The 21687-nt window shown below is 72.8% G+C and carries 17 protein-coding genes; 7 read left to right on the top strand and 10 right to left on the bottom strand.

The window, feature by feature from the left end:
* Positions 1 to 43: 43 nt before the first annotated feature.
* From AB0C38_RS39800 to sthA, 5 genes are all read right to left on the bottom strand, one after another.
* Entirely contained in the window at positions 44 to 991 is a 948-nt protein-coding gene (locus AB0C38_RS39800; RefSeq protein ID WP_360683206.1) for a DUF389 domain-containing protein, read from the bottom strand.
* Complete coding sequence (gene aspS, locus AB0C38_RS39795) at positions 991 to 2766, bottom strand: aspartate--tRNA ligase (RefSeq protein ID WP_360683204.1); 1776 nt, start codon at positions 2764 to 2766, stop codon at positions 991 to 993. The genes AB0C38_RS39800 and aspS overlap by 1 nt, the downstream gene beginning before the upstream one ends.
* 156 nt (positions 2767 to 2922) lie before the next feature.
* On the bottom strand, positions 2923 to 3525 hold the full coding sequence (merB, locus tag AB0C38_RS39790) for an organomercurial lyase (protein WP_360683202.1): 603 nt from the start codon (positions 3523 to 3525) through the stop codon (positions 2923 to 2925).
* Between the two features lie 289 nt (positions 3526 to 3814).
* Positions 3815 to 5701 (bottom strand): intein-containing Rv2578c family radical SAM protein, encoded by a 1887-nt coding sequence (locus AB0C38_RS39785; RefSeq protein WP_360683200.1) that lies wholly within the window; start codon positions 5699 to 5701, stop codon positions 3815 to 3817.
* 73 nt (positions 5702 to 5774) lie between these two features.
* Positions 5775 to 7187: a Si-specific NAD(P)(+) transhydrogenase gene (gene sthA, locus AB0C38_RS39780; protein ID WP_360683198.1), complete on the bottom strand. Its 1413-nt coding sequence runs from the start codon at positions 7185 to 7187 to the stop codon at positions 5775 to 5777.
* Between the two features lie 90 nt (positions 7188 to 7277).
* Here sthA and AB0C38_RS39775 point away from each other — a divergent pair, with 90 nt between their 5' ends.
* Positions 7278 to 10271 carry an AAA family ATPase gene (locus AB0C38_RS39775; RefSeq protein WP_360683196.1) on the top strand — a complete coding sequence of 998 codons (2994 nt, stop codon included), beginning with the start codon at positions 7278 to 7280 and terminating at the stop codon, positions 10269 to 10271.
* 90 nt (positions 10272 to 10361) lie between these two features.
* Positions 10362 to 11750 carry an FAD-binding oxidoreductase gene (locus AB0C38_RS39770; RefSeq protein ID WP_360683194.1) on the top strand — a complete coding sequence of 463 codons (1389 nt, stop codon included), beginning with the start codon at positions 10362 to 10364 and terminating at the stop codon, positions 11748 to 11750.
* A gap of 104 nt (positions 11751 to 11854) precedes the next feature.
* Here the strand turns inward: AB0C38_RS39770 and AB0C38_RS39765 are convergent, their stop codons facing one another.
* Positions 11855 to 12334, bottom strand: coding sequence for a hypothetical protein (locus AB0C38_RS39765; RefSeq protein ID WP_360683192.1), 480 nt, complete (start codon positions 12332 to 12334; stop codon positions 11855 to 11857).
* 136 nt (positions 12335 to 12470) lie between these two features.
* Between AB0C38_RS39765 and AB0C38_RS39760 the strand changes: the two genes are divergently transcribed.
* Entirely contained in the window at positions 12471 to 12872 is a 402-nt protein-coding gene (locus AB0C38_RS39760; RefSeq protein WP_360683190.1) for a CrcB family protein, read from the top strand.
* Positions 12869 to 13243, top strand: a complete 375-nt coding sequence (crcB, locus tag AB0C38_RS39755) for a fluoride efflux transporter CrcB (protein ID WP_360683188.1) — start codon at positions 12869 to 12871, stop codon at positions 13241 to 13243. Before AB0C38_RS39760 ends, crcB begins: the two co-directional genes overlap by 4 nt.
* On the opposite strand, the gene AB0C38_RS39750 is transcribed toward crcB, so the two are convergent.
* Positions 13236 to 14177: an SDR family NAD(P)-dependent oxidoreductase gene (locus AB0C38_RS39750; protein ID WP_360683186.1), complete on the bottom strand. Its 942-nt coding sequence runs from the start codon at positions 14175 to 14177 to the stop codon at positions 13236 to 13238. The genes crcB and AB0C38_RS39750 overlap by 8 nt on opposite strands.
* Positions 14178 to 14233: 56 nt before the next feature.
* Between AB0C38_RS39750 and AB0C38_RS39745 the strand changes: the two genes are divergently transcribed.
* Entirely contained in the window at positions 14234 to 14785 is a 552-nt protein-coding gene (locus AB0C38_RS39745) for a TetR/AcrR family transcriptional regulator (protein WP_360683184.1), read from the top strand.
* 1 nt (position 14786) lies between these two features.
* On the opposite strand, the gene AB0C38_RS39740 is transcribed toward AB0C38_RS39745, so the two are convergent.
* From AB0C38_RS39740 to AB0C38_RS39730, 3 genes are all read right to left on the bottom strand, one after another.
* The gene (locus AB0C38_RS39740; protein ID WP_360683182.1) at positions 14787 to 15737 is read right to left on the bottom strand and encodes an LLM class F420-dependent oxidoreductase; all 951 of its coding nucleotides are present in this window, start codon (positions 15735 to 15737) and stop codon (positions 14787 to 14789) included.
* A gap of 73 nt (positions 15738 to 15810) precedes the next feature.
* Complete coding sequence (locus tag AB0C38_RS39735) at positions 15811 to 17910, bottom strand: prolyl oligopeptidase family serine peptidase (RefSeq protein ID WP_360683180.1); 2100 nt, start codon at positions 17908 to 17910, stop codon at positions 15811 to 15813.
* A 20-nt stretch (positions 17911 to 17930) separates the two neighbouring features.
* Positions 17931 to 18782 (bottom strand): PPK2 family polyphosphate kinase, encoded by an 852-nt coding sequence (locus AB0C38_RS39730; protein WP_360683178.1) that lies wholly within the window; start codon positions 18780 to 18782, stop codon positions 17931 to 17933.
* A gap of 162 nt (positions 18783 to 18944) precedes the next feature.
* Between AB0C38_RS39730 and rocD the strand changes: the two genes are divergently transcribed.
* Entirely contained in the window at positions 18945 to 20177 is a 1233-nt protein-coding gene (rocD, locus tag AB0C38_RS39725) for an ornithine--oxo-acid transaminase (RefSeq protein ID WP_360683176.1), read from the top strand.
* Positions 20178 to 20269: 92 nt separating this feature from the next.
* Positions 20270 to 21628 (top strand): DUF2252 domain-containing protein, encoded by a 1359-nt coding sequence (locus AB0C38_RS39720; RefSeq protein ID WP_360683174.1) that lies wholly within the window; start codon positions 20270 to 20272, stop codon positions 21626 to 21628.
* Positions 21629 to 21687 lie beyond the last annotated feature (59 nt).

Genomic DNA, 21687 nt, shown 5'->3' with positions numbered 1-21687 from the left:
TACTGACATCCGGACAAGAAGGATCCCCCGGCCCGGAAAGGACTCATCCCCGGGAAAGTGGACGCATCCCCACCGGTGAACGTTGCCCATTCCGGCGCACGATCAACACAATGGCCGCCGCTGCAACGATTCCGAGAAGGTTGACGAGCAGCTGACCCACCGATTGGACGCATCGGTTCCACTCCCCCGCCACGGCCGCCACGACCGCATACCCCGCGGCCGGCACCGTGGTCACGGAGATGAACACCCCGACCAGTGCGGCCGACTTCGCCGACGTCATGGCGAGCATCCCGGCCGCCCCGGCCAGCATCGCCACGACCAGCGACGGTACGCCGACCGAGAACACGAAGTCGACCTCGCTGTGCCGCTTCAGCTCGAACGCCTGCGCGCCGAACACGTCGGTCGCGCGGACCAGCAGCGCACCGCCCAGCGTGACGACCATGGCCAGCGGGAAGCCGATCCCCAGCGCCGCCCCCGCGAGCCGGACGAGGTCCCACCGCCGCAGCACCAGGCCGACGGCGAGCGCGGCCAGCGGCCCGAACTCCGGGCCGACGACCATCGCGCCGACGATCGTCACCGCGGAGTCGGTGAGCACGCCGACCGCGGCGAGCAGGCACGCGATGGTGAGGAACGCCAGGAACGTCACGTTGAGCCGTGACTCCTCGCCGGTGCGGGACAGCAGCTCCTGCCACACCACGGCGTCCGCGCCCTCGCCCGGCGCCGCCTCCTCCGCCTCGTCGGCGGCGTCGGACAGCGCCGTGTCGATCGCTTCGAGCGTGATGCCGCCGGTGTGGTCGAGCTCGAGCACGCACAGCGCCTCGACGAGCTCGTCCGCCGCCTCGCGCGCGATGTCGGCCTCGACCAGGTCACCCTCGGGCGACACGGCCACGCCGCGGTGCACGACCAGGTGCGCCACCCCGGCGTGGGCCCGCAGGATGTCGAGCGCCTGGGCGGTCTTGTCCGGCGGGCACACGGCCCTGAGGTGCAGCACTAGTTCTGCGGGGGCGCGGCCGGCTTGGCGTCGATGCCGGCTTCCTTGCGCTGCTGCGCCGTGATCGGCGCCGGTGCCGCGGTCAGCGGGTCGTAGCCGCCGCCGGTCTTCGGGAACGCGATCACGTCACGCAGCGAGTCGGCCTTGGCCAGCAGCATGACGATGCGGTCCCAGCCGAACGCGATGCCGCCGTGCGGCGGGGGGCCGAAGGCGAAGGCATCGAGCAGGAAGCCGAACTTCTCCTGCGCCTCCTCTTCGCCGAGGCCCATCAGGCTGAAGACGCGCTTCTGGACGTCGCCGCGGTGGATACGGATCGACCCGCCGCCGATCTCGTTGCCGTTGCAGACGATGTCGTAGGCGTAGGCCAGCGCGTTGCCCGGGTCCTGCTCGAACTTGTCGATCCACTCCGGGGTCGGCGAGGTGAACGCGTGGTGCACCGCCGTCCACTTGCCGGAGCCGACGGCGACGTCGTCGCCGATGTCCTCGACGGGCGCGAACAGCGGCGCGTCGACGACCCACACGAACGACCAGGCGTCCTCGTCGATCAGGCCGAGACGCTTGCCGATCTCGTCGCGCGCGGCGCCGAGCAGCGGCTGGGTGCTCGCGGCCTTGCCGGCGGAGAAGAAGATGCAGTCGCCGACCTTGGCGCCCGCCGCGGCGGCGACATTCTCGCGCTCGGTCTCGGACAGGTTCTTGGCGACCGGGCCGCCGAGCGTGCCGTCCTCGTTCACGAGGATGTACGCGAGGCCGCGCGCGCCGCGCTGCTTCGCCCATTCCTGCCACGCGTCGAGCTGACGGCGCGGCTGGCTCGCGCCACCGGCCATCACGACCGCACCGACGTAGGGCGCCTGGAACACGCGGAACGGCGTGTCGGCGAAGAACTCCGTCAGGTCGGTGATCTCGAGGTCGAAGCGCAGGTCCGGCTTGTCCGAGCCGTACTTGGCCATCGCCTCGTGGTAGGTGATGCGCGGGATGGGCCGCGGGATCTCGTGCCCGATCAGCTTCCACAGCGCCGAGACGATGTCCTCGCCGACCTTGATGACGTCGTCCTGCTCGACGAAGCTCATCTCGATGTCGAGCTGGGTGAACTCGGGCTGGCGGTCGGCGCGGAAGTCTTCGTCCCGGTAGCAGCGCGCGATCTGGTAGTACCGCTCCATGCCGCCGACCATGAGCAGCTGCTTGAACAGCTGCGGCGACTGCGGCAGGGCGTACCAGGAGCCGGGCTTGAGCCGCGCCGGGATCACGAAGTCGCGGGCGCCTTCCGGGGTGGAGCGGGTCATCGTCGGCGTCTCGATCTCGACGAAGTCCTGGTCGTGCAGCACCTCGCGGGCGGCGCGGCTGACCTCGCTGCGCAGCCGCATGGCCGCGGCCGGGCCGCTGCGGCGCAGGTCCAGGTAGCGGTGCTTGAGGCGGATCTCCTCGCCGACGTCGACCCGGTCGTCGATCGGGAACGGCAGCGGCGCGGCCTCGGACAGCACCTCGAGCCCGGTCGCGAGGACCTCGATCTCGCCGGTGGGGATCTCGGCGTTCGCGTTGCCCTCGGGGCGCTTCGCGACCTCGCCGACGATCTTGACGCAGAACTCCGAACGCAGCGCGTGCGCGCGCTCGGCCATCTCGCCCTCGCGGAAGACGACCTGGGCGACGCCGCTGGCGTCACGGAGGTCGATGAAGATGACGCCGCCGTGATCTCGCCGCCGGGCCACCCATCCGGTGAGGGTGACGGTCTGTCCGGCCTGCTCGGCACGCAGGGTGCCGGCGTTGTGAGTGCGGAGCACTGCGACTGCTCTCCTTCGACATGGGCGGTTCTCGCTGCCCGGAAAGGCTAACGAACCGCTCAATTCTTTCGGGGGTCCGGGTGGCAGAGCCCCCGGCTCGGGGCGAAGCCCCGCAGGTCACAGCCTACGACGTCGGCAAGCTTGCTTGCGCACTGGTCAGAGCACGTACCTCGGCCGGGTTTCCAGCGCGGCGACCAGCCGGTGGGCCTGGGCCAGGTAGGCGGCGACCTGGTAGATGCGGCCGCCGGGGTGCGTCACCAGCCAGTTGGCGGCGGCCGGCGCCGAGGCGAAGAACGGCTGGCCCGCGCAGGCCATCGCGTCGGCCTGCTCGAGCCCGAAGCCGAGGTCGACCGTGGCGACGACGGCCGAGTGCGGGTCGGCCTGCATGATCGCCCGCGCGGTGAGTTCGATGCGGATGCGCGTCCCGGTGACCGGGCAGGTCGCGGCCGCGTGCACCCGCTCGCCGGTGGCGATGGCCAGCAGGAACATGTCGACGGTGCCGTCCGGGCCGGCGCCGAGGGTACCTTCGGCGGGCTGGAGCCGGTGGTGGGCGCCGCGCGGCGCGGGGCCGGTGATCACGAGGTCGCGGTGCAGGGTGAAGCCGATCAGCTCGACGAGCCGGCGTGCCTCGACCGGGGCGACACCGACGGTCGCGGCCAGCCTGTCGACGCTCACGGGGTGCCGGCCGGCCCGGGTCAGCTTCAGAGCGGCCCAGGCGAGCCGGGCGGCCGCGACGCGGTCGGTCTGCGAGGTCGTCATCACCGCTCTCCCTTCCACGTCGATCCCTTCGACGTTAGGCGTCGGCGAGGTGGGGCGACAACGACACGATCGGACATTTTTCCGCAAGGCCCCGACACGGCGACGCAATCGGGGCCGGACTACGGCGAACGGCGGAGTTCGGCAGGGTCGGGCGGCGTTCCGGGTGACGGCTTCACCCACACGGCCGTCCGGCGGAGGATCACGCACCGCGAGAGGGTGTTGTCCACAAAGGACCGATCGGGGGCCCGGCGGGCGGCGAACGCCGCTCGACCGCGAACGCTCCCCGCCGTCACAACAGGCGTAACTGCTCCACGACCGGCGCCTCGGGCACCGGCTCCGGGCTCCGCACCTCATACCCCGTCTTGGGCGCCAGCCCGTGCCGCCGCAGCAACGGCGCCACCCGCTCGCCGAGGCGCTCGCGATACGCCTTCTGCACGTAGCTCCCCCGCGCGTACAGCTCGCGATACCGCGGCACCAGCGCCGGGTACGTCCCCGCCAGCCACCGCCCGAACCACTCACGCGCTCCCGGGCGGAGGTGCAGCGGGATCACCGTCGCACTCGTCGCGCCCACCTCGGCCAGCTTCGCGAACAGCGCGTCGAGGGCCTCCGGGGAGTCCGTCAGCCACGGCAGCACCGGTGCCACCAGCACCGAGCACGGCAGGCCGGCGTCGCGGGCCTTGCGGACCAGCTCCAGCCGGGCCTGCGGGCTCGGGGTGCCGGGTTCGAGGCGGTGCTGCAGCTCGCGGTCGAGCAGGGCGATCGACACCGCGAGCGAGACCGGCACGTCGGCGGAGACGTCCTGCAGCAGCGGCAGGTCGCGCGCCAGGACCGTGCCCTTCGTCAGCACCGACAACGGCGTCCCGGAGCGGGCCAGCGCCGTGATGATCTCCGGCATCAGCCGGTAGCGGCCCTCCGCGCGCTGGTACGGGTCGGTGTTGGTGCCCATCGCCACGTGCTCGCGGCGCCACGACGGCCGTTTCAGCTGGGCCGCCAGCACCTGCGGGGCGTTGACCTTCACGACGACCTGGGTGTCGAAGTCGTGGCCGGCGTCGAAGTCCAGGTACGTGTGGGTGTTCCGGGCGAAGCAGTTGTGGGACACCATGCCGTCGGCGATGAAGTCGCCGGTTCCGGTCGTGATGTCGAACAGCGGCAGCTGCAGGCCGAGCGGCTCGATCGCTTCGACGAGACGGCGGCTCGCGCCGATCACCGCGCCGTCCAGCGACCGCTTCCACGCCACCGCCGGGTTGCTCACGTGCAGGAACCGCAGCACCTCGGGCGTCCCGCCCAGCAGCCGGACCTCCTGGCGGGCGGGGAACTTCGGCACCTCGTCGATGTGGTGCGCGAAGCCGAAGCGGGTGAGCGCGCCGGCGAAGGCTTCGGTGATCTCGGGTTCGTCGTGCGCCACGGCGAGGACGCCGCGGCCGTAGTCGCCCGCGATGTCGAAGAGGCCGGCGAGGAAGCCGCGCTGCCAGTGCGCGTCCGGTTCGGACGGGACCTGGAGGAACCCGACGGACGCGCCGAAGTCGGGCAGGTACTCGAGGGCGCGCGTGGCGGCGTCCGGTTCCGCGGCGAACCCGCCGGAGCGCAGCATCCCGCAGAGGTAGCCGGCCCGGTACCCGAGCGTTTCGTCCGGGGTGGGCTCGAACCGCCCGACGCCGATCAGCTCGGTGCCGGGCTCCAGGTGCGGGCGTTGCGCGGCGCCGAACTTGGTGCCGGTGACGTGCTTCCAGCCCTTGCTCGTGAGGAACCGGTGGTCGCCGCCGGCGACGAGCCGGGTGCCGTCTTCGAGCGTCACCCGGTAGGCGGCGCGCAGGGTCGTCCAGTGGGCCAGCACCTTGGTGGGCACGAGCCGCCGGGACGCGCCGTGGCCGCGGGTGCCGTAGATGTCGTCGCCGACGGCCAGTTCGGACAGCGCCTTCGTCCGGCCGTCGGCCAGCAGGATGCGGGTGCCGCCTTCCAAGCAGTACGTGCAGGCGTGCGAGCAGCCGCGGTACGGGTTGACCGTCCAGCCGAAGGGCACGCCGGACCCGGCGGGCACCTTGTTCAGCACCGAGCGCGCGTGCACCTCGTGAAAGGTGACGCCGTCGAACTCCGGTGACCGCACGGACCGCACCAGGCCCTCCAGCCCGGGCAGTGCCGGCTCACCCTCCCCCGCTCGCTGCCGATCCCATCGCACGGCGCCAGTCGAACATATGTTCTAGTCGAGTGTCAAACGCGTTCGCCGCGGGCGGATCCGCGGAGTCGGCGGCTCAGGACGTGAAGCGGTCCAAGGCGCGGATCTTGTTGTGCGCGTCCAGCGCCGCCACCTTGTAGGCCTCCGAGAGCGTCGGGTAGTTGAACACCGCGTCGACGAGGTAGTCGACCGTGCCGCCGCAGCCCATCACCGCCTGTCCGATGTGGACCAGGTCCGTCGCGCCCGTGCCGAACACGTGCACCCCGAGCAGCTTCCGGTCCTTTGTGGACACCAGCAGCTTCAGCATCCCGTAGCTGTCGCCGGTGATCTGGCCGCGCGCCAGCTCGCGGTAGCGCGCGATGCCGACCTCGTAGGGCACCGACGACGACGTCAGCTGCGCCTCGGTCGAACCGACGTACGAGATCTCCGGGATCGTGTAGATCCCGATCGGCTGCAGCGCGCCCAGGCCGTTCGCCGGCTCGCCGAACGCGTGGTACGCCGCGAGCCTGCCCTGGTCCATCGACGTCGCCGCCAGCGCCGGGAAGCCGATCACGTCGCCGACCGCGTAGATGTGCGGCACCTCGGTGCGGTAGTGCTCGTCGACCACGAGCCGGCCGCGCTCGTCCGCCGCCAGCCCGGCCGCGTCCAGCGCGAGCGCGCCGGTCATGCCCTGACGGCCGGCGGAGTACATCACGCCGTCGGCCGGGATGCGCTTGCCGCTGACCAGCGTCGTGATCGTCGCGTCGTCGGACACCGCGACGTCGGCGACCTTCTCGCCGAAGCGGAACGTGACGCCGAGGTCGCGCAGCTGGAACTTCAGCGACTCGACGATCTCGGGGTCGCAGAAGTCGAGCATCTGGTCGCGCTGCTCGACCACGGTCACGCGCGAGCCGAGCGCGGCGAACATCGACGCGTACTCGATCCCGATCACCCCGGCGCCGACCACGACGAGCGACGACGGGATCTGCTCCAGGCGCAGGATCTCGTCGGAGTCGAGCACGCGGGCGGCGTCGAAGTCGACGTGGCCCGGCCGCGCGGGGCGGGTGCCGGTGGCGATCACGACGTAGTCCGCGGTCAGCGTCCGGCGGTCGCCGGCGTGCTTGCCGTCCACGATGACCGTGTGCGGGTCGGCGAACGAGCCCATCCCGGCGATGAGGTCGACGTGGTTGCGCATCAGCTGCGCGCGCACCACCTGGACCTCGCGCCCGACGACGTGCTGCGTGCGTGCCAGCAGGTCGGCGATCGTGATGTCCTGCTTGACGCGGTAGCTCGCGCCGTACAGCTCGCGCTGGTTCATGCCGGTCAGGTAGAGCACCGCTTCGCGCAGCGTCTTGGACGGGATCGTGCCGGTGTTGACGCACACCCCGCCGACCATGTCGTGCCGGTCCACGACCGCCACCCGCTTGCCCAGCTTCGCCGCGGCGATGGCGGCCTTCTGGCCGCCGGGGCCCGAACCGATGACGATGAGGTCGTACTCGTGCTCGCTCACGACGTCGAGCCTGCGCACCCGGGCGCCCCGGCGCAACCCCTCGCCGGTGAAGATCCGCGCGCGAACCCGTCTCGGCGCTAGCGTGGCCGGATGCTGCGGGTGTCGCTGCTGGGCGAACAGGTGATCGCCGACGACGAGTCCGGGGCCGTGCTGACGCGGTCGCCGCGCTCGGTCGCGCTCGTGGCCCACCTCGTCGTGCACGCCGGTCTCGCCCAGCCCCGGCGGCTGATCGCCGGACTGTTCTGGCCGGACTCCACCGACGCGCAGGCCCTGACCAACCTCCGCCGCGAGCTGCACCAGCTGCGCCGCGTGCTGGGCGACCCGCCCTCCCTGGTCGTCACCGGACGTGACCTGTGCTGGCTGGACACCCGAGAAAGCCTGGTGGACGTGCGGGAGTTCGACGTCGCCCGCCGGTCCGCGCTGGCCGCGGCGGACGCCGGCGAGGTCGTCGCCCACGCGCAGGCCGCCCTCGCGGCCTACCGCGGCGAGCTGCTGCCGGGCCTGGCCGACGACTGGGTCCTGGCGGCCCGCGCCGAGCTCGAGCGCCAATGCGTCGAGCTGTGCGACCTGCTCTGCCGGACCCCGGCGGGCGACCCGGCCGTCGCGCTCGACGCGGCCCGCCGCCGGGTCCGGCTGCGCCCGCTGGAGGAGACCGGCTACCGGACGCTGATGGGTCTGCAGGCCGACGCCGGCGACCGGGCGGGCGCGGTGAGCACGTACCACCGGTGCGCGTCGATCCTCGAACGCGAGCTCGGCGTCGTCCCGGCCGAACCGACCCGCGCGGCGCTGCGCCGGCTGCTCGCGCGGCCGGACCCCGAACCCCGGCGGGCAGCCGCGCCTGGGCTCGTAGGCCGGGAAACCGAACTGGCGCGGCTCGGCGAGTGGTGGCACGCGGCCGCGGCGGGCCGCGCGGGGATCGTCCTCGTGCGCGGCGACGCCGGGGTCGGCAAGACCCGGCTGGTCGCCGAGCTCGCCGCGCTGGCCCGCGCGGAAGGCGCGGTCGTCGCCGTCGGCCGCTGTTTCGGCACGCCCGGGCGGATCGCGCTGGCGCCGGTGGCCGACTGGCTGCGCACCCCGGCCGTGCAACGGGCGGCGACGTCGCTCGACGCGGTCTGGCGGACCGAGGTCGACCGGCTGCGGCCGGCCACACGCCCGGCCGCGACCGGGCACGGCGGCGTCGACGCCTGGCAGCGCCTGCGGTTCTTCGAAGGGCTCGCCCGCGCGCTCACCGCCGGCGGGCGGCCCGTCCTGCTGGTGCTGGACAACGTGCAGTGGTGCGACGACGAGACGCGGGCGTTCCTCGCCTTCTGCCTCGGCCTCCTGCCGGACGCGCCGCTGCTGGTCGCCGGGACGCTGCGCGACGGCGACGCCGACCCCGGCGTCGCGGCCTGGAGCACCCAGCTGCGCGACGACGGCAAGCTGACCGAGCTGCCGCTGCGCCCGTTCGACGCCGAGGGCACCGCCCGTCTCGGCGAAGCGGTCGCCGGGCGGCCGCTGTCCGCGTCGGACCGCGCCCTGCTGCACGCGGCCACCGGCGGGTTCCCGCTGTACGTCGTGGAAGCCTTGCGCACCAACGACTCCCCGCCCTCCGGTCGCCTGACCGGCGTGCTGCGCGCCCGGCTCGAGCAGCCGGGCCCGGCGGCCCGCGAGGTCGCCGGGCTCGCCGCCGCGGCCGGCCGGGACTTCACCCTGGAGCTGCTCACCGAGGCCAGCGACCTCGACGCGGACACCGTCGTCGACGCGGTCGACGAGCTGTGGCGCCGCCGGATCGTGCGCGAGTTCGGCGGCGGCTACGACTTCACCCACGACCTGCTGCGCGAGGCCGCCTACCAGCAGGTCAGCCCACCACGGCGGTGGCTGCTGCACCGGCGCCTCGCCCAGGGCATGGAGCTGCTGCACGCCGACGACACCGACGCCGTGGCGGCGCAGCTGGCCGAGCAGTACGCGCGCGGCGGGCGGCCCGACCGCGCCGTCGCCCACTACCGGCGGGCCGCGGCCGTCGCCGCCGGGACGTTCGCCCACGCCGAGGCGATCCGGCTGCTGAAGGAGGCCCTCGACCTCGTCCGCGCGCGCCCGGCGAGCGGCAACCGCGACCGCGCGGAGCTCGCCGTCCTCGAAGCGCTCGCCGGGCCGCTCAACGCCCACCACGGCTACTCCTCCCCCGAGCTGCAGCACGTCCTGGAACGTTCGCTCGCGCTCGCGGAGTCCTCCGGCGGCAAGGAGTCCGCGCTGACGGCGCTGCTGGAACTGTGGTCGTCCCGGTTCGTCCAGGGCCGGACGGCGGAGGCGCACGAAGCGGCCGAACGGGCCCTCGCGCTCCTGGCGCCCGGGACGAGTGCCGAACAGGACGGTTCGGCGCACTTCATCTTCGCGGGCTCGTCGCTGAGCCTCGGGCACGACCCGGCCGAGGCGCTGCGGCACTTCGAGCTGGGCGCGGAACGCACGCGCGGCGCGTCGTCGTGGCCGATCGGCACCCGGCCGGACGTGCACGGGCCGGCCTGGGCGGCGCACGCCCACTGGCTCCTCGGCCACGACGACGCGGCCGTGGCGAGCGGCGCCCGCGCGATCGCGATCGCCCGCGAGGTCGACCAGCCCTACAGCCTGGCCATCGCGCTGGCGTACGCCGGGATCACCCACCAGATGCGCCGCGACCGGCGGGCGCTGTGGGCGGCCGTCACCGAGCTCCACACGCTGTGCGACCGGTACGGCTTCGCCTACTACCGGGAGTGGGCGCTGGTGCTGGGCGGCTGGTCGCGCGGCGGCGCGGCCGGGCTGGCCGCGGCCCAGGAAGGCGTCGCGCACCTCAAGGCCGAGGGGGCGTTCGCGCGGATGCCGTACTGGCTGTCGCTGCTCGCCGAGCTGTCGGCCCCGGAGGCGGCCCGCGCGACGCTGGACGCCGCGCTCGCCGCCGGGGAGGCCCGCGACGACCGCTGGTGGCTGCCGGAGGTGCTGCGGCTGCGGGCGGCCCACGACCCCGATCCGCTCCCCCGCCTGCGGGCGGCCGCCGAGCTGGCCCGCGTCCAGGGCAGCGTCGCGCTGCGGCGGCGGGCGGAGGCGGACCTCGGCGTCCGGTCCCCGTCCTGACCGCGCTGACCTGCGGCGAACGGACCGAACGCTGCGCGAACGCCGGGTGCCTACGTTCTCCTCGGGTAGGGGAATTCCGAGAGGGGCACCATGACCACCACCGCTTTGCCGCACGAAGAGCTGGCCGCCACGCTGCGCGGCGACCTGATCACGCCGGCCGACCCGGGCTACGACGAGGCCCGCGCCGTGTACAACGCCATGATCGACAAGCGGCCGGCGGCGATCGCCTACTGCCGCGACGCCGCCGACGTCGTCACCTGCGTCCGCTACGGGCGCGCGCAGGGCCTGGACGTCGCCGTGCGCGGCGGCGGCCACAACGCGGGCGGCCTCGGCGTCGCCGACGGCGCGCTGGTCATCGACCTGTCCGGGCTGCGCAGCACCACCGTCGACCCGGTCAACCACACCGTCCGCGCCGACGCCGGCTGCACCTGGGGCGACGTCGACCACGCCACGGTCGCGTTCGGGATGGCGACGCCGTCGGGCATCGTCGGGTCGACCGGCGTCGCGGGGCTGACGCTCGGCGGCGGCATCGGCTACCTGGCCCGGCGGTTCGGCCTGACGATCGACAACCTGCTCGGCGCGGACGTCGTCCTCGCGGACGGCTCGTTCGTGCACGCTTCGGAGTCTTCGCACCCGGACCTGTTCTGGGCCCTGCGCGGCGGCGGCGGCAACTTCGGCGTCGTCACGTCGTTCACCTTCCGCTGCCACGACATCGGCGAGCGCGGCACGGTCATCGGCGGGCCGGTGCTGTACGACCTGGGCGACACCCCGGACGTGCTGCGCTGGTACCGCGAGCTGCTGCCGTCGCTGCCCGAAGAGCTGAGCGGCTGGTTCGGCCTGCTGACGGTCCCGCCGGCGCCGCCGTTCCCGGAGGAGCTGTGGGGCCGCAAGGCGTGCGGCATCGTCTGGTGCTACACGGGTGCGCACGACAAGGCCGACGAGGTGCTGGCGCCGGTGCGCTCTTTCGGTTCACCGCTGGTGGTCGGCTTGCACGACATGCCGTACACGGTGCTGCAGAGCGCGTTCGACGCGTTGTACCCGGCCGGGCTGCAGTGGTACTGGCGGGCGGACGTGTTCCACGAGATCTCCGACGCGGCGATCGACATCCACCTCAAGCACGGCGAGGGACTGCCGTCGATGCACTCGTCGATGCACCTGTACCCGATCGACGGAGCGGCGAGCCGGGTGGCAGCCGACGCGACGGCGTTCCCGCACCGGTCCGGCGGCTGGTCGGGCGTGATCGTGGGCGTCGACCCGTCGCCGGCCAACGCGGACACGATTTCCCAGTGGACGCGCGACTACTGGGAGGAGCTGCACCCGACCTCGGCCGGCGGGGCGTACGTCAACTTCATGATGGAGGAGGGACAGGACCGGGTGAAGGCTTCCTACGGCGGCAACTACGAGCGGCTGGCGGAGATCAAGCGGCGGTACGACCCGGAGAACGTGTTCCACGTCAACCAGAACATCCGCCCGGCGTAACGCACGGCGCGGCGGCCGGGGTGCAGGGGCCCCGGCTCGAACGCCGTGAAGGCCACCTTGAGGGACTCTATGTCCCTCAAGGTGGCCTTCACGGCGTTTGTCCGTCAGCCTCGGCCGAGGTATTCGTCGGCGTCGATGCGGAGACCGCCGTCGTAGCGGATGATCGTGAGCACGTGCCGTTCGACCAGCGTCGCCGTGCCGTCGCGGGGGTGCAGCGCGATCCGGACCGTGACCTGGCTGTCCCGCACCGACGGCCGGTCCAGCACTTCCGCGCTGCCGTAGCGGCCCCAGAACCGGTCGTAGCTCGCGCGGCCACGGCCGTGGAGGTTCGGGCCGATCAGCGGCCAGCCCGCGGTGGTGTCCGGCATCGAGCGGTAGTAGCCGAGGACGAAGCCGGCGAGGTCTTCCTCGACCGCCGTGGTGGTCTGCGGGGTCGTCGAGTAGTCCGCGACCGGCGGTGCGAACACCGCGGTCGTGCCACCCGGCGCGGACTGCGCCTGCCCGGCGACCGTCGGAAACGGCCACCAGTGCGCGGGGGCCGCCGCCAGCAGGTAAGCGAGCACCAGCGCCAGGACCGCTGCCACGGCACTGATCTTGGTGTAAGGACCTTCTCTCGACAACGCGGCTCCCAGCGGTCCGTCGGCGCGGTACGCCCGCAGGAGTCGCCGCCGCGAAGACCGTCGTTACGCCGGGGGTAGGTTCGACGCGGAGGTGATCAGCGTGTCCGCGACCCGGTGGGACGTCCTGCTCGCGATCGGCGCCGGCGGCGCGGTGGGCAGCCTCGCCCGCTACGGCCTGTCGGTGGCGATTCCGCACGCCCGCGGGGAGTTCGCCGTCGCGACGTTGCTCACCAACGTGCTCGGCTGCCTGCTCATCGGTGTCCTCATGGCGATCCTGACGACCACCCCGCGGCCGCACCAGCTGCTGCGGCCGTTCCTCGGCGTCGGGATCCTCGGCGGGTTCACGACCTTCTCCACCTTCGTGACCGACACCCTCGACGCGGCGACGACCGGGCGGATCCTGGCGTCGCTGATGTACGTGCTGGCGTCGGTGGCGCTCTGCCTGATCGCGGTGGCCGCCGGCCTGACGGCGACGCGCGCGCTGCGAAGGGGTCACGCGTGACGGTGCTCCTGGTGGCGGTCGGCGGCGCGGCCGGGTCGATCCTGCGTTACCTGACCGACCGGCGGGTGCAGGCGTGGCGCGATTCGCCGTTCCCGTTCGGGACGCTGACGGTGAACGTCGTGGGCTCGTTCATCCTGGGCTTCCTGAGCGGCTGGCTCCTGCACGGCGCGGAGCCGTCGTCGTTGCGGTCGCTGGTGGCGGTGGGCTTCTGCGGCGGCCTGACGACGTTCTCGACGTTCGGCTACGAAACCGTCCGGCTGTTCCTGGAGAAGACGCGGCTGTACGCGGTGCTGAACGTGGTCGTGACGGTGGTCGCAGGCCTGGCTTCGGGTGCGCTGGGGCTGCTCCTGGCCACCGCGGTCTTCAGCTAGTCAGCTCGGCCGACAGCGCCCAGAGCCGGTCCGCGAGAGCCGCGTCCAGCGCCCACTCCTTGACCCCGTGCGGGTGGTCGGCGAGCTCGGCGTCGTCGGGGACGGTGTAGGCCTCCTGACCATCGTCGAGGTAGTGCCCGCCGGTGCGGGCGAACTGAGGCGCGACGGCGGCGACGACGCTGGTCGCCGCGCCCTGCCCGACGGTCTTGTAGGTGAAGATCCCGGCCGCTTCGGCCGCGGCGAGGGACTGCTTCTGCGCCTCCGTGAAGTCGCGCTGCAGCCCCGTCGCGACCCCGCCGGGGTTCACCGCGTTCGCGAAGATGCCGTCGGCCGCCCACCGGCGGGTGGCGCCCACCGCGAACAGGGAGTTCGCGGTCTTCGACCGGGCGTATGCGATCTGGGGGTCGTAGTCCCGGCGCTCGAAGTGCGGGTCTTCGAAGTCGACGCCGGCGCGCATGTGCGCGGTCGAGCTGACCGCGACGATCCGCGCCTCACCCCGGTCCGCGGCACCGTCCGCGAGGGCGTCGCGCAGGCCGCGGGCCAGGGCGAAGTGGCCGAGGTGGTTCGTCGCGAACTGCAGCTCCCACGCCTCCCGGGTGCGAGCGAGACCGCCGGTCACGAGCCCGGCGTTGGCGACGAGCAGGTGGAGCGGGCCCGCCCAGCCGTCGGTGAACCGGCGCACGGAGGCCCGGTCGGCGAGGTCGAGTGGCCGGACCGCCGCGCCCGCGATGGTGGCGGCGACCGCCTCCCCGGCGGCCGGGTCGCGGACGGCGAGCGTCACCTCGGCGCCGACGGAGGCCAGCGCCCGGGCCGTCTCGACGCCGAGGCCCGAAGACGCACCGGTCACGACCGCGCGGACGCCGGTCAGGTCGAGGCCGGCCACGACCTCGGCCGCGGTGCTGGTTGCGGTGAACGGCGTGCTGATCAAGGTCATGACCCGACTATACAAACTAGTCAGAAGTTGTAAAGCCAGTCTGCTAGCCTGGCCACATGCCCGAAACGCAGAACGCCGAGGCCGGCCGCCGGGAGGCGGTGCTCGAGTCGGCCCTGCTCACCTTCGCCCGCCACGGCTATCGGAAGGCCTCCATGGAGGAGGTCGCCCGCGCGGCCCGGATCTCGCGGCCGGGGCTGTACTTCCTGTTCGAGTCGAAGGAAGCGCTGTTCCGGGCCGCGGTCGGCCGGGCGCTGGACGAGGACCTGGCCGCGGCCGGGCGCATCCTCGCCGACGCCGGCCGCCCCCTGCCCGCACGTCTGGCCGACGCGTTCGACCGGTGGACCGGGCGCTACCTCGGACCGCTGAGCCGGGACGTGACCGGCGTCATCGAGCAGCACCCGGACCTGCTGGGCGAGCTCACCAAGACCGCGCCGGCGCGGTTCGAGCGGTTGGTCACCGACGCGGTGGCCGAGGCGGCGGACCCGGAGCAGGCGGTCCGCGTCGCCCAGACCTTGATCAGCGCGTCGATCGGGTTGAAGCACCAGGTCGAAACGCGCGAGGCGTACCTCGAGCGTTTCGCCGCGGCGGTCGCCCTGCTCGTCGGTTGAGTCAGCGCGGGGCCAGCCCCCGCACCTGCTCGAAGGGATCCCCGCCGGTCGGCAGCAGCGCGATGATCGGCGTCGTCAAGCCGTTGTCCACATAGGACTGCACCTGTTCGCGGCACGACTCGACGCTGCCGTGGATCACCAGCTCGTCGACGACCGCGTCCGGGATCACCTGGTTCGCCTTCTGCCGGTCGCCCGCCGCCCACGCCTCGTGCATCGGGGCCAGTGCCTCACCGCGGCCGAGCCAGTCGTGGAACGCCGCGTACACCGGGACCGTCAGGTAGCTCGAGATCAGCATCCGGCCCAGGCCGCGCGCCGCGTCCGCGTCCTCCGTCGGGCAGACGAAGATCCGGGCCGCCAGCTCGACGTCCGGGCCGATCACCGAGCGCACCTTCGGGACGTCCGAAGCCGCCAGCCAGTTCGTGATCGCGCCGTCCGCTTCGCGCGCCGCGAGGCGCAGCATGCCCGGGCGCAGGGCTGCCAGCATGATCGACGGCGGCGGGTCGGCCGGGCGCTCCAGCCGGAACTTCGAGACGGCGAACGTGTCGTACTTCTCGCTGACCTTCTCCCCCGCCAGCGCCGAGCGCAGGAACCGCAGCGTGTCCCGCGACCGCGCGAACGGTTCTTCGAAGGGAGCCGCGTTCCAGTTCGAGACGATCACCGGCGACGACGCGCCGATGCCGAGGACGAACCGGCCGGGCGCCAGCTCCGCGACCGTCGCCGCCTGCATCGCCAGCAGGCCGGGGCCCCGCGTGTACACCGGGACGATCGCGGTGCCCAGCCGCAGCTGGGGCGCCCACTGCGAGGCCAGCACGAGCGGCGTGAACGCGTCCGTGCCCGCCGTCTCTGCCGTCCACGCGTCGGTGTAGCCCAGGTCCGGCAGCTGTTCGACCAGCTCGCGGTGCGCCGTGAGCGGCACCCCCGTCAGCGGAATCGTGAGGCCCCAGCGGCTCATGCGCGGCCCTCGCTGACGCTCAGCCCGGCATAAGCCGAAGGCGCAGTGCTGAATGGTTCGTTCGCAGGCTCACTCACGCAGTCTCCTTGTCCACGGCGGAAAGCTCGCGCAGCAGCCAGTCCACCTGCGTGCGCATCAGGTTCTCCGCGACCTCTTCGGCCTGCGGCGTCATGTGGGTGGCCCCCGCCAGCGGCAGGAAGACGTGCGGCCGCCCCTTCGCCAGCAGCGCCGACGACAGCCGCAAGGAGTGCGCGGGGAACACGTTGTCGTCGGCCAGCCCGTGCACGATCAGCAGCGCGCGGCTCAGCTCCGCGGCGCTCTCGATCAGCGAGTTGTGCGCGTAGCTCTCCGGCTCGTCCTGGGGCTTGCCCAGGTACCGCTCGGTGTAGTGCGTGTCGTACAGCGACCAGTCGGTGACCGGCGCGCCCGCGACCGCCGCGTGGAAGACGTCCGGCCGGCGCAGCACCGCCAGAGCGGACAGGTACCCACCGTAGGACCAGCCGCGGATGGCCACCCGTTCGAGGTCCAGCTCGGTGTGCGAAGCCGCGGCCGCCTGCAGGGCGTCGACCTGGTCCTGCAGGGTGACGTCGGCGAGGCGCCCGGCGATCTCGCGCTCCCACACCGCGCCGCGCCCCGGCGTGCCGCGGCCGTCCGCGACGAGCACCGCGAAGCCCTGGTCGGCGAGCCACTGCGAGGTCAGGAACGCGTTGCGGCTCTGCAGGACGCGCTGGGCGTGCGGGCCGCCGTACGGGTCGAGCAGCACCGGCAGCTTGCCTTCGCTCGGCTCGTAACCGCGCGGCAGGAGCAGCGCCGCCCGCAGGCCGCGCTCCCCCAGCGTCAGCCAGGTCAGGTTCGGCACGATGTCCGGGTCCACAGTGGACGTCGCGATCGACGCGACCGAGGAGCCGTCCCGCAGCACCGAGACGCGCGGGCCGCTGTGCTCCAGGCTCCACGAGGAAAGCACGGTGACCGCGGCCGAACCGGATCCGACGTGTACGCCGTCCACAGTGGACAACCGCCGGACCGACGCGCCTTCGGTGCGGAAGACGTGGATCTGCGTCGGGTCGTCCTCGGACGCGCTGAAGAGGATCTCGTCGCCGACGTCGAGCACCGCTCGCAGCTGCAGCCCGGCCGGGGTGACGGCCTCGCCGCCGACGAAGAGCCGGTGGTCGCCGTCGACCATGCCTTCGGTGACGAGCCTGCCGTCGGGGGTCCAGGCCGGGACGCCGCCGACGATGTCGATCCAGTGCTGGTCGGCCGCGGTGTGGAGCACCGACGTCGAGCCGTCGGTGACGTCGAGGGCGAGGACGTCCATCCGCTTCTGGTCGCGCGGCTCCACGGCGAGCAGCGGCGCGCCGCCGGCCGACCAGTGCACCGACGCCAGGTACTCCCACTCGCCGGGGGCGACGTCCACCCGGGAGCCGTCGAGGCCGAGGACGGACAGGGACACCAGGGCGTTCGTGGTGCCCGCGGCCGGGTAGGCGACGACGTTGGCCGGGTTCTGCGGGTTCGCCGGGTCGGCGATGGTCCAGCGCGGCACCGGGCCGCGGTCGGAACGTTCGGCCAGGAGGCTGCGGCCGTCCGGGGACCACCAGTAGCCGCGCGTGCGGTCCATCTCCTCGGCGGCGATGAACTCGGCGAGACCCCAGGCGATGTCCTCGCCGTCCTCCTCGACCAGCACCTGGTCTTCTCCGGAAGCCAGCTCCAGCACGTGCAGCCGCCGGTTCTGCACGTACGCGACGTGCGTGCCGGTCGGGTTCGGGCGCGGGTCGATCACCGAGCCGTCGACGCGCAGCGTCACCTCGCCGGAAGCGAGATCGAGCGTGTAGAGCTTGCCCGAGAGCGAGAACGCGGCGACGGTGAAGCCCGCGTCGGTGCTGTAGTGGACGACGCCGCCGCCGGTCTCGCGGGCGCGTTCGCGGCGCGCCCGCTCTTCGGCGGGCAGCTCCTCTTCGCCGGGCAGCAGCTCGACGGCGTCGACGACCTTCGTCTCGGCGCCGGTGGCCAGGTCGGCCGACCAGAGGCTGTGCCGGGGGTCGGTGCCCGACTCCGCGCGCAGGAAGAGCACGCGCGAGGCGTCCGGCGCGACCCGGAACTCCTTCGGCGCGCCGAGGGTGAAGCGCTGGGTCCGGGCCTGCTTGCGGAGGAACGGGAGGTCGTCGACATCGGTCACGTCCGCACTCTTTCAGACGGTCACGCCGACACGCCAACACCCTTCAGCTTCGCCAGCTCCTCCCCGACGTCGAAGCCCGGCTCCGGGAACTTCGGGTCCAGCTCGGCGAGGGTTTCGATGAGCAGCTCGGCGACGGCCCAGTTGCGGTACCACTTGTGGTCGGCGGGCACGACGTGCCACGGCGCGTGGTCCGTCGACGTCTTCTTGAAGATGTCGGCGTAGGCCTCCTGGTAGGCCGGCCAGTGCGAGCGCGCTTCGAGGTCACCCGGGTTGTACTTCCAGTGCTTCTCGGGCGTCTCCAGCCGGGCCTTCAGCCGCCTGAGCTGCTCCTCCGGCGAGATGTGCAGGAAAACCTTGACGACGGTCGTGCCGGCGTCGGCCAGCTCCTTCTCGAACGCGTTGATCTCGCCGTACCGGCGGCGCCGCTCGGCCGCGGTGAGCAGGCCGGTCACGCGCGGGACCAGGATGTCCTCGTAGTGCGAGCGGTCGAACACGCCGATCTGGCCGGGCACCGGCAGCTGCTTCCGGATCCGCCAGAGGTAGTGGTGGCGGCGCTCGGCTGCCGTCGGGGCCTTGAACCCGGCATAGCGGACGCCCATCGGGTTGACCAGGCCGAGCACGTGCGAGACCGTGCCGCCCTTGCCCGAGGTGTCCATGCCCTGCAGCACCAGCAGGACGTTCCGCGCACCGCCGCCGACGCCCTCGGCGTAGAGCGCTTCCTGCAGCGCGGACAGCCGTGCGGCGGCGTCGTCCAGCTTGGCGACGGCCTTCGGCTTCTTGCCGGGCCCCACCGGGGTCGAGCCCGGGTCCGGCAGCTCCGCGCCGACGCGCAGCGCGTCCCGGACCCGGCTTCCTGTGTCCTTCTTGGCCATCCCGCGACGATAGCCAGTCGGGCGAGGGCTTTCCTGTCGGCGCACCCGGCCGGGTGGTCTCACAGCGATTCGGGGGTCCGAGCCACGGATTGCGCAACGAACAACGGGTGAAAGCAATGATTCCCGGCTGAACTCTGCGTGTATTGCCTCTAACCTGAACGTATGACGACGTTCGCCGGCCGGGAGACCGCCGCCCCCACCGCCGCGAGCTTCATCGAGCTCGACGAGCAGTGGAGCACGCACAACTACCACCCGCTGCCCGTCGTGATCGCCGAAGCCTCCGGCGCGACCGTGACCGACGTCGAAGGCCGGTCCTACCTGGACTTCCTCTCCGGGTACTCGGCGCTGAACTTCGGCCACCGGCACCCGGACCTGATCGCCGCCGCGGTCGAGCAGCTCGGCCGCGTCACGCTGACGTCGCGGGCGTTCCACCACGACCAGCTGGGCCTGTTCTGCCGCGAGCTGGCCGAGCTGACCGGCACCGAGCTGGTGCTGCCGATGAACTCGGGCGCCGAGGCCGTCGAGTCGGCCGTCAAGATCGCCCGCAAGTGGGCGCACCGGATCAAGGGCGTGCCGGACGGCACCGCCGAGATCATCGTCGCCGGATCGAACTTCCACGGCCGGACCACCACGATCGTGTCGTTCTCGACCGACGAGACCGCCCGCGCCGACTTCGGCCCGTTCACGCCGGGCTTCGTCACGGTGAAGTACGGCGACGCCGCCGCGCTGCGCGACGCCATCACCCCGCGCACGGCCGCGGTGCTGCTGGAGCCGGTGCAGGGCGAGGCCGGCGTCATCGTGCCGCCGGAGGGCTACTTCGCCGATGTGCGGGCCGCGTGCGACGAGCACGGCGTGCTGCTGATCGCCGACGAGATCCAGTCCGGGCTGGCCCGCACCGGCACCGTGCTGGCGCTGGACCACGAAGGCGTCCGCGCGGACGTGTACACGCTGGGCAAGGCCCTCGGCGGCGGCATCCTGCCGGTGTCGGCGGTGGCCGGCCGCCGCGACGTCCTGGGCGTGCTGAAGCCGGGCGAGCACGGCTCGACGTTCGGCGGCAACCCCCTGGCCTGCGCGGTCGGGCGCGCGGTGGTCAAGCTGCTGAAGACGGGCGAGTTCCAGCAGCGCTCCACCGAGCTGGGCGCGCACCTGCAGACCCGGCTGGGCGAGCTGATCGGCACCGGGCTGTCCGAGGTCCGCGGCCGCGGCCTGTGGGCCGGCATCGACATCGCGCCGGGCGGTCCGTCGGGCCGCGAGGCGTCGGAGGCGCTGGCGACGCGGGGCGTGCTGTGCAAGGAGACGCACGAGCGCACGCTGCGGGTGGCACCGCCGCTGGTGATCACCCGCGAGGAGCTGGACCGCGGCATCGACGCGATCGCCGAGGTCATCCGCCCCTGAAACGTCCGGATGCCGCCGGGTGAGCCTCCCGCCCCGGCGGCATCCGGAGCACAACCGGGAGCAGATCGTCCCCTTCGGACGTTGTGCCCGGTATGGGATCAGGGGAATGGGTGGAACGGCCGCTCGTCGGCACCGACAGCGTGACGCCGGCCGAGCTCTACGAACAGGGGAAGCGGCTCCGGGACAAGGCACCCGCCGCCGCGCACGACCACGAGGCCGCGGGCAAGGACCGGCCGAGCCCGAAGCAGTACTTCGACGCCAGCAACGCCGGCCGGCTGCCGGAGCTGGCCGAGCTGCGCCGGGAACGGATGCTGGCCTCGCCGTTCACCTTCTTCCGCGGCGCCGCCGGGCTCATGGGCGCCGACCTCGCCGGCACGCCGTCGTCCGGGGTCACCGCGCAGCTCTGCGGCGACGCCCACGCCGCCAACTTCGGGCTCTACGGCACGCCCGAAGGCAAGATCGTGATGGACATCAACGACTTCGACGAGACGGTCCCGGGCCCGTGGGAGTGGGACCTCAAGCGGCTCGCGGCCAGCCTCGTGCTCGCCGGCCGCGAGGGCAGCATCGGCGAGTCCGGCTGCCGCGAGGCCGCCGAAGACGCCGTGAAGTCCTATCGCCGCACCATCCGCGCGCTCGCCGACCTGCCGTTCCTGCGCAGCTGGAACGCGCTGCCGGACTCCTCGGTGCTGTCCAAGGCCCGCGCGGACGAGCTGATCGACGACTTCGCCGACGCCGCCGAGAAGGCCCGCAAGAACGACAGCGCGAAGGTCGCCGCGAAGTGGACCGAGCGCGTCGACGACCACGAGACCGGCCTGGCGCGCCACCGGTTCGTCGAGGACCCGCCGGTGCTGACGCACGTCGACGAGGCGACCGCGGAGGCCGTCGCCGCCGGCCTGGTGTCCTATGTGGACACCCTGCGCGAGTCGCGGCGGACGCTCATCTCGCGCTACCGGATCGCCGACGTCGCCTTCCGCGTGGTCGGCACCGGCAGCGTCGGCCTGCGCAGCTACGTCGCCCTGCTGCACGGCAACGACGACGAAGACCTGGTGCTGCAGGTGAAGCAGGCGCAGAAGCCCGCGCTCGCGCCGTACCTGGACCTCCCGGAAGCGACCCACGAAGGACGCCGGATCGTCGACGGCGCCCGGCTGGTGCAGGCCGAGACCGACGTCCTGCTCGGCTGGACCACGATCGGCGGCGTCCCGTTCATCGTCCGCCAGTTCCGCAACCTCAAGGGCGACATCGACCCGGCCGAGCTGGAGAAGGACCACCTCGACGACTACGGCAGGCTGGCCGGGGCGCTGCTGGCCCGCGCCCACACGCGGTCACTGCACCCGAAGCTCCTGGCGGGCTACTTCGCCGAGGACTCCGAGCTGGACGAAGCGATGGGCGCGTACGCCGTGCGGTACGCCGACCGGACGGAGGCCGACCACGCCGCCTTCTCGGGGAGCTGACACCCCTGGGCAGACCGGATCATCGAGCTCATCTGACTCTGAGCCGCGGGCAACAGAAG

Source organism: Amycolatopsis sp. NPDC048633, from assembly GCF_040650695.1.
Taxonomy (GTDB): domain Bacteria; phylum Actinomycetota; class Actinomycetes; order Mycobacteriales; family Pseudonocardiaceae; genus Amycolatopsis.
This window is presented reverse-complemented; position numbering and strand designations above follow the sequence as displayed.